This is a genomic window from Chitinophaga agri, assembly GCF_010093065.1.
Lineage (GTDB): Bacteria > Bacteroidota > Bacteroidia > Chitinophagales > Chitinophagaceae > Chitinophaga > Chitinophaga agri.
Genome location: NZ_CP048113.1, coordinates 6125306 through 6138825 on the forward strand (window position 1 = coordinate 6125306; position 13520 = coordinate 6138825).

Sequence of the window (13520 nt, forward strand, 5' to 3'; positions counted from 1 at the left end):
ATGAAGATAGCGGAAAACACGTTCGGCTCTAAATATCATGTAGATGAAAAAGGCTTCTATGGAAGATTCGGTGGCGCATACATCCCTGAGATGTTGTTCCCGAATGTAGACGAGCTGCAACGCAATTACCTGCAGATACTCCGGGATCCGGGATTCCAGGAAGAATTTGACCAGTTGTTACGCGACTATGTAGGCCGCCCTTCGCCTTTGTATCTCGCAAAGCGTTTATCTGAAAAATATAAGGCGCAGATCTACCTGAAACGCGAAGACCTGAACCATACCGGTGCACATAAAGTGAATAACACCATCGGTCAGATACTGCTGGCAAAACGTCTCGGTAAGACACGTATCATCGCAGAAACCGGCGCCGGACAGCATGGTGTGGCTACAGCTACAGTATGTGCACTTATGGGACTGGAATGTGTGGTATATATGGGTAGCATAGATATTCAGCGCCAGGCGCCGAATGTAGCCCGTATGAAAATGCTGGGTGCTACCGTGGTACCCGCTACCAGCGGCAGCCAGACCCTGAAAGACGCCTGTAACGAAGCGATCCGCGACTGGATCAATAATCCGGTAGATACCCATTACATCCTGGGTACTGCCGCAGGTCCTCATCCTTATCCGGATATGGTGACCCGCTTCCAGTCCGTGATCAGTGAAGAAATAAAAAAGCAGCTGCTGGAGAAGACCGGTAAAGCTAATCCCGATTATGTAATGGCCTGTATCGGTGGCGGTAGTAACGCAGCTGGCGCCTACTATCATTTCCTCGATGAACCGGACGTTAAACTGATCGCTGTTGAAGCAGGTGGTAAAGGGGTGCACTCCGGTCATTCCGCCGCTACAACGCAGCTGGGTAAACTGGGTATTATACATGCGAGTAAGACATTGCTGATGCAGACGGAAGACGGACAGATCACTGAGCCATATTCCATCTCCGCAGGACTGGATTATCCTGGTATCGGCCCCCTGCACGCGCATCTCTATGAAACAGGTCGCGCTACCTTCCTGAATGCTACCGATGAGGAAGCATTGCAGGCTGCCTATGAGCTGACCCGCCTGGAAGGTATTATCCCGGCACTCGAATCTTCTCATGCCCTCGCTAAACTGGGACAGGTCGCTTTCAAACCGGATGATGTGGTAGTCGTATGTCTTAGCGGTCGTGGTGATAAAGACATGGAAACCTACATTCGTAATTTGCCAGGTAACACCGGCGGTAACGTATAAATATATTTTATGAGCAATCGTATAGATCAATTATTTGCCGGCAAAAAAACAGGTGTCCTGAACATTTACTGCACAGCAGGTTTTCCGGAACTGAACGATACGCTGCCTGTCATGCAGTCATTACAACAGCATGGTGCTGATATGATAGAACTGGGTATGCCATTCTCCGATCCGCTGGCGGATGGTCCTGTTATCCAGGATAGCAGCACACGTGCTATCAAAAACGGGATGAGCCTGAAAGTGCTGTTCGAGCAACTGAAGGACTTCAGACTAAAAGTACACGTACCTGTATTGCTGATGGGCTATCTGAATCCGGTGTTACTGTACGGTATCGAGAACTTCTGTCAGAAATGTGCGGAAGTAGGTGTGGATGGTGTTATCCTGCCGGATCTGCCGATGGATGAATATGAATCTGAATACAGACCTGTATTTGAAAAATATAACCTGCACCTCATCTTCCTCGTCACGCCGGAGACCAGTGAAGAAAGGATCAGGAAGATCGACAGCGTGAGCAGAGGTTTCGTATATGCGGTGTCCTCCTCTTCCACAACCGGAACAGATAAGAACATGGGGCATCAGCAGACTTATTTCGAGCGCCTGAAAGCACTGCAGTTGAAGAATCCGGTATTGATCGGTTTTGGTATCAAAGATAAAGCTACCTTTGATGCGGCCGCAGCCTGCAGTAATGGAGGTATTATCGGTACTGCCTTTATCCGCGCAATTGAAAATACGACCAACCTGGATACTGCAATAGAAACGTTTATTGCAGGCGTAAAACACAATTAGTATATGAAAACGGTTATCATAAAATACAATGCCGGTAATATCCGTTCAGTGCTATTCGCACTCGACAGAATTGGTGTGGAAGGTGTTGTAACAGACGATCCCGAGGCAATAAGATCGGCGGACAAAGTTATCTTCCCGGGTGTGGGAGAGGCGAGTACTGCCATGAATTATCTGAAGGAAAGAAACCTGGATAAGCTTATCAAAGAACTGAAACAACCTACCTTAGGCATCTGCCTCGGTATGCAGCTGATGTGTAAACATTCTGAAGAGAATGACACACCCTGCCTGGGTATCTTTGATGTAGAGGTAAAGCGCTTCACTTCTCCGGTGGATAATCTGCTGAAAATACCACAGATCGGCTGGAATAATATCACAGGTCTCTACAGCACGATGTTTGAACATGTACCGGAGAACTCCTACATGTACTTCGTACATAGCTACTATGCCGCGTTAAGCGCCGATACAGTAGCGACCACTAACTATGTGATCAACTACAGTGCTGGTTTGCAGAAAGATAATTTCTATGCCGTACAGTTCCACCCTGAAAAGTCGGCTACTGTCGGCCAAAAGATACTGGAGAACTTCCTGAAGTTATAAGCAATGATGCAACAGGTACAGATAAGAAGGGTCACTGCCGACGAAACATTACCCTTACGCAGGGATGTATTGTATCCTGACTGGGAACTGAGCCGGGTGAAGGTGGACCATGATGAGGATGGATTGCATTTCGGTTTGTTTGAAGATAACCGACTGAGAGGCGTCGTGTCCCTGTTCCTGCAAAAGAACGAAGCACAGTTCCGTAAGCTGGCCGTACATCGGGAGAGCCAGGGTAAGCGCTATGGCAGTATGCTGATGCTACATATAGAGAACTTTTGCAGAAAGGAACATATCCCCCTGTTATGGTGCAACGCACGCGATGCTGCCGAAGGGTTTTATCTGAAACGTGGGTATGAATACTGGGGCGATCATTTCACAAAAGATAATATTGTCTTCAATAAGATGAAATTACAACTGGACAAAACAACGGAAAGTGGTATCACCATTATTCCGGCCATTGATATTATAGATGGTAAGTGTGTACGCCTCACACAGGGCGACTATGCACAGAAGAAAGTATATAATGAGCATCCGCTGGAAGTGGCCAAGGAGTTTGAAAGCATTGGCGTTCGTCGTTTGCACCTGGTCGATCTGGATGGTGCAAAAAAAGGAGCCGTAGTGAACTGGAAAGTGCTGGAAGCTATTGCTGGTAAAACTAACCTGGTGATCGACTTTGGTGGTGGTATCAAAACAGAAGATGATCTGCGTATCGTATATGAGAATGGCGCCGCACTGGCGACTATTGGTAGTATTGCAGTAAAAGATCCTGAGCTGTTTTCCGGCTGGGTGAAAAAATACGGATCAGATAAGATCTTCCTGGGTGCTGATGTGAAAGAGGAAAAGATCGCTGTAGGCGGATGGCTGGAAACAACATCGCTGTCTGTGTTTGACTTCCTGGACGAGAACGTGAAACAAGGCGTTAAACATATCTTCTGTACAGACATTGCAAAAGATGGCCTGTTACAGGGGCCTTCCACCGATCTGTATAAAAAGATCCTCGGGCGTTTCCCGCAGATCAGCTTCGTGGCTAGCGGTGGTGTGAGTACCATGGCAGATGTACATACGCTGGCAGAGATCGGGTGCAGTGGCGTGATCGTTGGAAAAGCGATTTACGAGGAGCGCATTAGTATGAAGGAATTGTCGGACTTTATTAAAAATAATTAGGAATTGGGAATTAGGAATAATAGCTCAATTCCTGATTCCTGATTCTTAGTTCTTAATTAAAAATTACATTCATGTTAACGAAACGCATCATACCCTGTCTTGATATAAAAGATGGCCGCACTGTGAAAGGTGTGAACTTTGAGAACATCCGCGATGCCGGTGATCCGATAGAGCTGGGTGCTTTATATGCGGAGCAGGGCGCAGATGAACTGGTATTCCTGGATATTACAGCGACCAATGAGCGCAGGAAGACATTGTCAGAACTGGTAACCCGTATTGCTAAACATGTGAATATCCCATTTACCGTAGGTGGTGGTATTTCTTCTGTGGATGATGTGAATGTACTGCTGCAGTCAGGTGCTGATAAAATATCTGTCAATACATCTGCTTTCAAACGTCCCGGGCTGATAGATGAACTGGCCCGTGAGTTCGGCAGTCAGTGTGTGGTACTCGCCATAGACACCCGCTTTGAAGAGGATGACTGGTACGTGTACCTGAACGGTGGTCGTGTTAAGACAGATATCAAAGCTTATGACTGGGCGAAAGAGGCGGTACAAAGAGGTGCAGGCGAAATTCTGCTGACATCCATGAACAACGATGGTACCAAAAAAGGCTTTGCCCTGGATATCACCGGTAAGTTATCACAGCACCTCAACGTGCCGGTGATTGCCTCCGGAGGTGCTGGTAACATGGAACACTTCATGGACGTATTTGAAAATGCACAGGCAGATGCGGCACTGGCGGCCAGCATTTTCCATTATAAAGAAATAGAGATACCAGCCCTTAAAACCTACCTCTATCAGCGAGGTGTGAATATCAGGTTCTGATGCCGTGGAAAACTACTAATTTTGCCGGCTGAAACGGTATCATTGACCAACCAAAAAACAAGAGCACTGCATGTATAATAATAAACAGATCAATTTTCAGAAATGTGCTGACGGACTGGTGCCTGCAATCGTACAGGATTCAGCTACCCTGAAGGTCCTGATGCTTGGTTATATGAACCAGGAGGCCCTGGATAAAACCCTGCAGGAAGGTAAAGTGACCTTCTTCAGCCGTTCCAAACAGCGCCTGTGGACTAAAGGTGAGGAAAGCGGTAATTTCCTGTCGCTCCAGGAGATCAGGGTTGATTGTGATAGCGATACCCTGCTGATCAAGGCTATTCCTGCCGGTGTCGTATGTCATACCGGCGCCGATACCTGCTGGGAAGAGAGTAATGTCAGCAATGACTTCCTCGCTAAACTGGAAAGCATTATCGTGGACAGGAAGAATAACCCTTCCGACGATTCCTATACTTCCAAACTATTTGCTAAAGGTATCAATAAAGTAGCCCAGAAAGTAGGGGAGGAAGCCGTCGAAGTCGTTATAGAAGCGAAAGATGATAACGAAGAGCTTTTCCTGAACGAGTCAGCCGATCTGCTGTTCCATTACCTGGTACTGTTGCATGCCAAAGGTTATCAGCTGGCAGATGTACTGTCTGTGCTGCAGAAAAGACATAGTAAATAACGTTTTTTTTATATATTAGTACGGATGAAACAACTTGTTACCGGCGCCTTCGCGGTGCTATTTTCATTTACGGCCATTGCTCAACAGACTGTTTCTGGTACGCTAAAAGGGGCTGATGGAAAAAATCTCTATCTGTATTCGGATGATGATAATCATCCGAAAGACTCAGTGACACTGAAAGGTGGAAAGTTCTCCTTTACCGTACCTGCCACCGAAGGACCGAAGATCTTCGCGCTGATCTTACAGGATGTGCAAAACCCGCTGTTACTCGTTTCTGGAAAAGAGTCTTTACAGTATACGCTGACTGCTGAGGAGTTTCCCATTGCCACTTCTTTGAAAGCAAATGAGGAAAATAAGGCAATGCAGGCTTACCAGAAGACTTTCCTGACACTGGTTAAGCGTGCGCAGGGACTGAATGAGGAAATGGCATCCCTCTCTGACAATGACGCTGCCGGTAAGAACGCGATCCGTGCTAAAGCGGCCATGTTCAATGATGACGTCGTGACAACAGGAACGGATTTCATCAAGGGACATCCCAAACAGATCGCAAGTATCTGGATACTGGTGAATGAATTACGTAACAGACTGGAACCGGATGATTTCGAGAAGTATTATAACATGCTGGATAAGCAGCCAAAAACATCCAAATATGGTGTAGCGGCAGCTAAATATATCAACAGTATCAAAGGAGATGAAGGCGTTGTCGCGATGGACTTTACCCAGGAAGATATCAACGGAAAGCAGGTCAGCCTGTCCTCATTCCGCGGTAAATATGTGCTGGTTGACTTCTGGGCAAGCTGGTGTGGTCCCTGCAGGGCTGAAAATCCGAACGTAGTGAAGGCATTTGAACGCTTTAAAGGCAAGAACTTCACTATCCTGGGTGTCTCGCTGGACCAGAATAAGGACCGCTGGCTGGGAGCTGTAAAGCAGGATAATCTCCAATGGACCCAGGTCTCCGATCTGAAAGGATGGGGAAATGAGGTCGCCCAACTGTACCGTATCAGTGCGATTCCTGCTAACCTGCTGATCGATCCGGAGGGTAAGATCATCGCCCGCAACCTGAGAGGCAGCGCATTGGAAGCTAAATTGCAACAAATATTAAAATAACTTACTTACCGGCCTCGTTCCCACACGAGGCCGCTTTGTTTACTGTCACCACCTTCACCGTTTATCACAATCAGGTTGATTTTCCTCCCGGGATATGTGAATTTCGTTAGTCTTAAATAATCTAAATCAATGAAGTCCTTGATGATGGCCGTGGCGCTTCTTGCGCCTATGGTCCTGTTGGCGCAGGAAAAATGGAAGGGAGAGCAGGCGTTTACGATCCAGGGAACTGTTACTGCATTACAGAAGCCGGCGAAAGTATATTTAAATGTAAAACGTTACGGAGATAATACGTTGGATAGTGCTGAAGTAAAAGATGGGCAGTTTTCTTTTGCCGGCAAACTGGCGGAACCGACACTGGCTAATCTTTACCTGAAAGTGCTCGATCCGGAAATGCCGGAACGTAAAGGCTGTGACGTGCTGACAGTATTCCTGGACAAGGGTAATATCACCCTCACGGCGGAAGACTCGATCAGCCATGCAGTGGTGAAAGGATCTGTGGCCAATAATGATTACCTCCAGCTCAATAACCTCCTGAAAGATGTGAACAAACGGCTGGACGAACTGGAAAAACAATACCGGCAGGCATATATGGCTGAAGATGAAGAAGGTATGAAGCGGATGGAGCCACAGTTTGATGAACTGGAAGCCAGGAAAAAGCAGGTAATGGCCGATTTTCTGAAGAATAACAGCAACTCTCCGATCGGGTTGTATATACTGAATAAGTACGCAGACTATGATATCAATCTGACGGAAATAGAGCCTATGTTCAATAAACTGAGCAGGCACCTGCGTAATACCCCTTCCGGGAAGGAGTTTGCCGCCGGACTGGATAAAGCCAAGAAGACAGCAGTAGGGCAGCCGGCAATGGATTTTGACCAGCCGGATAAAGACGGAAAGAATGTAACGCTGGCATCCTATAAAGGTAAATATGTGCTCATCGGCTTCTGGGCCAGCTGGTGTGGACCATGCAGGGCGGAAAATCCGAATGTACTGAAGGCCTACAGCCGGTTCCGGGACAGAGGGTTCGACGTGGTGTCTATCTCCCTGGATGAGAAAAAGGAAAAATGGCTGGCCGCTATCCAGGCCGATAACCTGGCATGGACACAGCTGTCTGATCTGAAGGGATGGAGGAATGCAGTGGCAGAAAAGTATGGTATCAAGGCTATCCCCCAGAATTTACTGATCGATCCTAATGGAAATATCATCGCTAAAAATCTACGGGGAGATGCCCTGGAACGCAAGCTGGAAGAAGTGTTAAAGTAGAATATACCCAGTTATGGGGAATAAGGGCACCTGTCGGTTAACAGGTGTCCTTATTTTTTTATTTGGTGGTTTACGAAAGTTTCGTAGATTTACGAAACAATCGTAGATGATTGTCTTTAAAAAGAATAACTATGGAAAAGTTAACGCAGCAGGAGGAACTTGCTATGATAGCGATATGGAAAACAGGTGGTGGTTCTGTAAAGGATTTCCTGGAAGTACATCCTGCTCCCCAGCCGCCTTATACTACTCTCGCATCAACGATCAGGAACCTCGAAAAGAAGGGGTTCGTGAGCAGCCGTAAGACAGGGAACGTCTATGAGTATACACCTATAATTGCGGAAGAGGTGTACAAACAACAGTTCATGAGCGGATTTGTGAAAGACTATTTTGAAGATTCCTATAAAGCCCTGGTGACATTCTTTGCCAAAGAGAAGAAGATCTCACCGGAAGAACTGAAAGAAATTGTCAGGATGATTGAGAAAAACTAATCACCATGCTTATCTATTTGCTTAAAGCCAACATCGTACTTGTTTTGTTTTACCTCGCCTATCGTTTCGGATTAAGGCGGTTGACCTTCTACACGCTGAACCGTTTTTTCCTGGTGGGCGGCATTGTCTGCGCAACGGTGGCTCCGTTGATCGATCCTTCTGTTTTCATCAGGGAACACCATGAGCTGAATGCTGTAGCAGAAGCGTATATACCAGATCTTTCCGCTTTGGGACAACATCCGGCGGAGCCGTTTATCAACAGGCTGGTGGTGTATGTGTTCTGGATAGGTGTGATGGTAATGACTATCCGTCTGGTCATTCAGCTGTTATCTCTGTGGAAGTTGCACCGGCAAACCCGCAAGACCCTTTATGATGATAAGTCCTTGCGTATCATGGAGAAAGAAGCTAACCCGTTCTCTTTCATGCGCAATATTTATATCAATCCTTCTCTGCATACGCCGGAGGAATTCAGTTCCATTATCGAGCATGAAAAAGTTCATGTGCAGCAGTGGCATACACTGGACGTACTGCTGGGAGAGCTGAACAAGATCTTCTACTGGTTCAACCCGGGGGCATGGCTGATGAGTATCGCCATCCGTGAAAACCTGGAGTTCATTACCGACAGGAGCATCCTGCGGCAGGGAATAGATGCAAAAGCATATCAATACAGTCTTTTAAAAGTAAGTGGGATCCCATATGCGACGGCCATCGCGAACAATTTCAATTTCTCACACTTAAAACAAAGGATCATGATGATGAATAAGAAAAGATCATCCAGTTATCACCTGATGCGCTATGTAGCGCTTGGAGGTATGATGGGGATCGCGGTACTATCACTGAATTTCACAAGCGCCATCGCTAAGGCAGAGACGTCTGCCAGGACATTGGCCGCTGTATTTCAGGCTGATACCCTGCAACCTGTTCCACCACCACCACCTCCTCCTCCTGCACCTCCGGTACCGCCGCCACCACCACCTCCTGTAAAGGGGAAAGTAAAAGCTGCGAAACCTGCCCCACCAGCACCTCCGGCTGTACCAGCACCGGCTGCTGCTCCGGCTGCCACGTCCATCCCTGCTCCGCTGACACTCAATGAGTCTCCGGTATCGGGCGAAACGGTAATGGTCAAGGCGCAGTCAGACGAGCAGCAGGATCATCCCAAGATTGTCCTGAGATCAGGAACGGGAGCCACTCCTCTATATGTCATAGATGATGTGCCTTATGGACATACCTTACCGGCAAATCTGTCCCCTGAAAATATCAGTTCTATACATGTGTTCAAAGGGGAAAGTGCAACGGGCATATATGGAACTGCCGGTGCAAATGGTGTAATAAAGGTTTACACCAAAGGGTATCAGAACGAGCCCAATGTACAGTTTGTGGATAACATAAAAGCTAAAGACAACTTAACTGCTGCTCCTGTAAAACTTACAGAAGTAAAGACAGATGCGAAATCCCAGGTGTCAGCTAATCCCGATATTGTTACAAGAATAGAAGGAGACGGCGTCGCTACCTATATTAATGAAGATGGTAGTAAACAGCTGTCAGGAAAACGTAAACAAAGCAGAAAAGCGGAAAAATTAACAGAAGTCCGCAGTACGAATACTGATACTAAAAATCAGTCGTCTACCGGAACCAGATAGTCCCCTGGTTATATAAAAAGCAAAAGCCGTTCACCTTCCAGGTGGACGGCTTTTGCTTTTTATGTGTTTATATAGCATTTAGTATTCAATCTATACAGTCACCTCAAGATTATTTATATATCATTTATATATCCCTTGGATATTCAAGTGATATATAAATGACGTATTAGTACTCATTCAGATTGGATGCCTCATCAATACTAAGTACCTTTGTAACTATTACCTCAAAATGAATTATTATGGCCATTGTTAAAGACAATATCCTTCTGCAGCTCGTCCGCGGCTCTATAGGCAGACAAATCACCATCTACGAAAGGAATGGACAGATCATTATGGCGAAGAAGCGCCGTCCTTCCAATAAGAAACCAACACAGAAACAGCTGGAAGCCAGGCTTAAAATGCGTGTAGCGGCTGATCTGGCGAGGGATATGATGAATGATCCCGAGATCAAGGCGTATTACGCCTCGCTGGCCGGACCCGGGCAGAACGCCTATAATATGGCTGTAAAGGATGCTTACCGCTCTCCTGAAGTGCAGCAGATCCGGTTAGAAGAGACAAACGTGGTCGTGACCGCGAAAGATGAGTTCCGGGTAGCGGCAGTCACTGTGCAGGTAGTTGATAAGGAAGGAGTTATTACGGAAAGTGGTCCGGCGGTATTAGGCCGGAACGGGGTAGACTGGTACTATAAAGCAGCTGTGCTGCCTGCCGGCGGCAGGGTCATCGTGGTAGCAACAGACCTGCCCGGGAAGAAAACCACGAGAGAGCTGCTGTACACATAAAAGAGCCACCACATATAGTATGTTTGGCCAGTCCCGGAACATCAGGATCGTATCCGGTGGCGGGGCCCTGGGGATTATTGCCTTGTTTTCCCGCATAATAGCGGCTGTCATACCAGTCGACACCATTCCCATACATTACCCGACATGTCGTATAAGCCTGTGGCTATAGGACTATGGAACATTTGTCCGGAATCGGGAATCCGCGGATTAAATTTTAGTCCCCTTAACAATTAAATAATCAGCTTTACAAATAAACTATTGTAAACTGCATCCTTGTTTTATATATGGAACAATTTAGCGCACCTTTCAGCCGTCATGATTTTGGAGAGAATTTCCTTTGGGGAGTGACTATTTCTGCATTTCAGAATGAAGGTGCGTGCGATGCGGATGGCAAAGGAAAGTCTATCTGGGACGAGTTTACAGCAAAAAAAGGGAAGATCAAAGACGGCACCAACGCCCTTGTAACAGTAGATTTCTATAACCGGTACCGGGAGGATATTCAGCTGGTGAAAAAGATGGGCTTCCAGGTATTCCGTTTTTCTATTTCCTGGCCACGTATACTGCCAATGGGCACTGGTAGCGTGAACCCTGCCGGCATTGCCTTTTATCACCGGGTGATAGATGCCTGTCTGGAAGCCGGTTTGATACCCTACGTAACATTATATCACTGGGATCTGCCACATGCATTGGAACAGAAAGGAGGATGGTGCCACCGGGGCGTCATCTTTGCTTTCGAGGAATATGTGCGTATATGCGTGCAGGAATATGGGGATAAAGTGAAGAACTGGGTGGTGATGAATGAGCCCTTTGGGTTTACCTCTCTGGGGTATATGCTGGGCGTACATGCACCGGGTAAATTTGGTATATCGTATTTCCTGCCGGCGGTGCATCATGTGTTACTGGCACAGGCAGCCGGAGCGAAGGTGATCCGGGCGACCGTAAAAGGGGCCAATATCGGGACGGCCTTGTCCAGTTCCTATATTTATCCATACACACAACAGGAAGGCGATATACAGGCCGCCAGGAAGGCGGACGCGCTGTTTAACAGACTATTTATTGAGCCTGTACTGGGCATGGGGTATCCGGTGGATGATTTTCCGCTGTTGCGCCGTATAGAGCGCCGCTATGCCTTGTGGCGGGACTGGGACCAGCTGGCTTTTGACTTTGATTTCATTGGCGTACAGAATTACTTTCCCCTGGTGGTGCGAAAGAATGCATTTATGCCGGTGGTAGGCATATCTGAAGTGAAACCTAAGTTCCGCAAGGTACCGATAACAGCATTAGGATGGGAGATCAGTGGAGAGGGAATGTATGCGATCCTGAAACAGTTCGGCGCTTACAAGGGAATTAAAAAGCTGATGGTGACGGAGAGTGGGGCTGCTTTTGCAGATATTATGAGTGGAGGGGCGATAGATGATCAGGACCGCATCGGGTATTTTAGGGAATACCTGGCAGGTGTGTTAAAAGCGAAGCGGGAGGGAGTGCCGGTAGAGGGTTACTTTGCCTGGACGTTAACAGATAATTTTGAATGGGCAGAGGGGTACCGCGCACGTTTCGGACTGGTGCATGTGGACCTGGATACGCAGGAACGGACGCTCAAAAGTTCCGGTCACTGGTTCCGGGAGCTGTTAACCATGTAAATAAGGATGGAAGCTATTCAGATAGAAAAAGCCCATAGCATATGCTATGGGCTTTAATATTTTCGGTAACCGGATCATCAGATCAATCGTATGTTCTGCGCAGGAACCAGATATCTCTCAGTGAGAAGTGGAACACACCGTTGACATAGGTTTCCTTGATAAGGCCACCGCTGGTAGTACCTCTCTGGCCAACTTCAACACCTATGTAATAACGCAGGTAGTTCGATTTGGAAGGAAGGGATACGCCGACAGTACCAGCGACATCCTTGATCTGGTTGTTGTTCAGTACCAGGTAAGATTTATAATAGGAAGCACCTGCCTGGATCACTACACCTTCTACCTGCTGCGTACCATATTTACGTCTGAAGGTATATTCCAGACCCGTAGACATTCTCTCAGAGTTAGCGAATTTGTAGTTAGTACCAGGCGCCTGGGTTTCACCCCACATTTGTCTGCGGTAGTCAGCCAGCCAGCTGATCGTACCGTTACCCAGGTGGATACCACCGCCGAATTGCTCAGGCAGGGTATATTTTTCTTTTGCGAGATTATCTTCAAACAGGGTAGTCTCTGTAGCGTTCATCACAATGAGCTTTTTCTCATAGCTCAGTTTTGTTTTGAAGCGGTAGGTAGCACCGAGACCGAGCACCCAGTCACCACCTAATCTACCGGCATATTGCGCACCCAGATTGAAGTTGGTGTTGAATGCGTACCGCTGGATTTTAGTAGAAACGGTATCACCGCCTACGTTCTCAGTGGTATTGTTAGGTCCGAAAAGGAAGTTGGTGGATACACCGACAGCGAAGTTCTTGGTAAGTCTTACGCCATTGGAGATGTATGCTTTATAGATACCACCAGTACCTTCGGTAGTAGTAGTCTGGGGTGATGTATCGACAAATTTGGTAGATACGAGCTTATAGTCCACGCTGCTGAACTGTCCGAAGCCGGCACTCATCCCCCATCTGCTGTTTACTTTGAAGCCCATTGCCAGGCGTTTTACGTTAACGTCGCCGGCCTGTCTGTTCAGGTTGACAGCATCTTTGTAAGTAACGGACTGAGCGCGCAGGGATACGTCAAACATGAAATGCTGACGAGGTAAAGCAGCATAAGAAGCAGGGTTCAGCTCATTCAGATAGTTATCTGAACGGCGGCCGATACCGGTGCTACCCAAGCCAAAGTTGCGGGTATAATCGCGCTCTTCCTGGTCACCGATGGCATACGCAGAGTAGAGAGAATTGATCCCGTGTTGTGCCATTGCCTTGCCGCCGAGTAAAAGCATCAGGCCGCATAAGCCGGTCGTATATTGTATTCGCTTCATGTAGTCAA

The 13520-nt window shown here is 47.2% G+C and carries 14 protein-coding genes; 12 read left to right on the top strand and 2 right to left on the bottom strand.

Annotated features, from left to right (window positions below; all coding sequences use genetic code 11):
* From trpB to GWR21_RS24615, 11 genes are all read left to right on the top strand, one after another.
* Positions 1 to 1227 carry a tryptophan synthase subunit beta gene (trpB, locus tag GWR21_RS24565; protein WP_162334269.1) on the top strand — a complete coding sequence of 409 codons (1227 nt, stop codon included), beginning with the start codon at positions 1 to 3 and terminating at the stop codon, positions 1225 to 1227.
* 9 nt (positions 1228 to 1236) lie between these two features.
* Positions 1237 to 2013, top strand: coding sequence for a tryptophan synthase subunit alpha (gene trpA, locus GWR21_RS24570; RefSeq protein WP_162334270.1), 777 nt, complete (start codon positions 1237 to 1239; stop codon positions 2011 to 2013).
* Between the two features lie 3 nt (positions 2014 to 2016).
* Positions 2017 to 2610: an imidazole glycerol phosphate synthase subunit HisH gene (gene hisH, locus GWR21_RS24575; protein ID WP_162334271.1), complete on the top strand. Its 594-nt coding sequence runs from the start codon at positions 2017 to 2019 to the stop codon at positions 2608 to 2610.
* Positions 2611 to 2613: 3 nt separating this feature from the next.
* Complete coding sequence (gene hisA / locus GWR21_RS24580) at positions 2614 to 3774, top strand: 1-(5-phosphoribosyl)-5-[(5-phosphoribosylamino)methylideneamino]imidazole-4-carboxamide isomerase (RefSeq protein ID WP_162334272.1); 1161 nt, start codon at positions 2614 to 2616, stop codon at positions 3772 to 3774.
* 71 nt (positions 3775 to 3845) lie between these two features.
* Positions 3846 to 4601, top strand: a complete 756-nt coding sequence (gene hisF, locus GWR21_RS24585) for an imidazole glycerol phosphate synthase subunit HisF (protein WP_162334273.1) — start codon at positions 3846 to 3848, stop codon at positions 4599 to 4601.
* A 70-nt stretch (positions 4602 to 4671) separates the two neighbouring features.
* Complete coding sequence (gene hisIE, locus GWR21_RS24590) at positions 4672 to 5280, top strand: bifunctional phosphoribosyl-AMP cyclohydrolase/phosphoribosyl-ATP diphosphatase HisIE (protein WP_162334274.1); 609 nt, start codon at positions 4672 to 4674, stop codon at positions 5278 to 5280.
* Positions 5281 to 5304: 24 nt separating this feature from the next.
* Entirely contained in the window at positions 5305 to 6387 is a 1083-nt protein-coding gene (locus tag GWR21_RS24595) for a TlpA disulfide reductase family protein (protein ID WP_162334275.1), read from the top strand.
* A 129-nt stretch (positions 6388 to 6516) separates the two neighbouring features.
* Positions 6517 to 7650, top strand: coding sequence for a TlpA disulfide reductase family protein (locus tag GWR21_RS24600; protein WP_162334276.1), 1134 nt, complete (start codon positions 6517 to 6519; stop codon positions 7648 to 7650).
* 131 nt (positions 7651 to 7781) lie between these two features.
* A complete protein-coding gene (locus GWR21_RS24605) occupies positions 7782 to 8138 on the top strand; it encodes a BlaI/MecI/CopY family transcriptional regulator (protein ID WP_162334277.1) in 357 nt (118 codons plus the stop codon).
* 5 nt (positions 8139 to 8143) lie between these two features.
* Complete coding sequence (locus tag GWR21_RS24610) at positions 8144 to 9778, top strand: M56 family metallopeptidase (protein ID WP_162334278.1); 1635 nt, start codon at positions 8144 to 8146, stop codon at positions 9776 to 9778.
* Between the two features lie 239 nt (positions 9779 to 10017).
* Positions 10018 to 10557, top strand: a complete 540-nt coding sequence (locus GWR21_RS24615) for a hypothetical protein (RefSeq protein WP_162334279.1) — start codon at positions 10018 to 10020, stop codon at positions 10555 to 10557.
* A gap of 107 nt (positions 10558 to 10664) precedes the next feature.
* On the opposite strand, the gene GWR21_RS31965 is transcribed toward GWR21_RS24615, so the two are convergent.
* The gene (locus tag GWR21_RS31965; protein ID WP_394367278.1) at positions 10665 to 10739 is read right to left on the bottom strand and encodes an SUMF1/EgtB/PvdO family nonheme iron enzyme; all 75 of its coding nucleotides are present in this window, start codon (positions 10737 to 10739) and stop codon (positions 10665 to 10667) included.
* A gap of 102 nt (positions 10740 to 10841) precedes the next feature.
* Between GWR21_RS31965 and GWR21_RS24625 the strand changes: the two genes are divergently transcribed.
* The gene (locus GWR21_RS24625; protein ID WP_162334280.1) at positions 10842 to 12197 is read left to right on the top strand and encodes a GH1 family beta-glucosidase; all 1356 of its coding nucleotides are present in this window, start codon (positions 10842 to 10844) and stop codon (positions 12195 to 12197) included.
* A gap of 82 nt (positions 12198 to 12279) precedes the next feature.
* Here GWR21_RS24625 and GWR21_RS24630 read toward each other — a convergent pair whose 3' ends face one another.
* Positions 12280 to 13512 (bottom strand): hypothetical protein, encoded by a 1233-nt coding sequence (locus GWR21_RS24630; RefSeq protein WP_162334281.1) that lies wholly within the window; start codon positions 13510 to 13512, stop codon positions 12280 to 12282.
* Positions 13513 to 13520 lie beyond the last annotated feature (8 nt).

Bases quoted from the DNA above. Each gene is read 5' to 3' on its own strand.
- trpB (WP_162334269.1), top strand. From the start codon at position 1: ATGAAGATAGCGGAAAACACGTTCGGCTCTAAATATCATGTAGATGAA.
- trpA (WP_162334270.1), top strand. From the start codon at position 1,237: ATGAGCAATCGTATAGATCAATTATTTGCCGGCAAAAAAACAGGTGTC.
- hisH (WP_162334271.1), top strand. From the start codon at position 2,017: ATGAAAACGGTTATCATAAAATACAATGCCGGTAATATCCGTTCAGTG.
- hisA (WP_162334272.1), top strand. From the start codon at position 2,614: ATGATGCAACAGGTACAGATAAGAAGGGTCACTGCCGACGAAACATTA.
- hisF (WP_162334273.1), top strand. From the start codon at position 3,846: ATGTTAACGAAACGCATCATACCCTGTCTTGATATAAAAGATGGCCGC.
- hisIE (WP_162334274.1), top strand. From the start codon at position 4,672: ATGTATAATAATAAACAGATCAATTTTCAGAAATGTGCTGACGGACTG.
- GWR21_RS24595 (WP_162334275.1), top strand. From the start codon at position 5,305: ATGAAACAACTTGTTACCGGCGCCTTCGCGGTGCTATTTTCATTTACG.
- GWR21_RS24600 (WP_162334276.1), top strand. From the start codon at position 6,517: ATGAAGTCCTTGATGATGGCCGTGGCGCTTCTTGCGCCTATGGTCCTG.
- GWR21_RS24605 (WP_162334277.1), top strand. From the start codon at position 7,782: ATGGAAAAGTTAACGCAGCAGGAGGAACTTGCTATGATAGCGATATGG.
- GWR21_RS24610 (WP_162334278.1), top strand. From the start codon at position 8,144: ATGCTTATCTATTTGCTTAAAGCCAACATCGTACTTGTTTTGTTTTAC.
- GWR21_RS24615 (WP_162334279.1), top strand. From the start codon at position 10,018: ATGGCCATTGTTAAAGACAATATCCTTCTGCAGCTCGTCCGCGGCTCT.
- GWR21_RS24625 (WP_162334280.1), top strand. From the start codon at position 10,842: ATGGAACAATTTAGCGCACCTTTCAGCCGTCATGATTTTGGAGAGAAT.
- GWR21_RS24630 (WP_162334281.1), bottom strand. From the start codon at position 13,512: ATGAAGCGAATACAATATACGACCGGCTTATGCGGCCTGATGCTTTTA.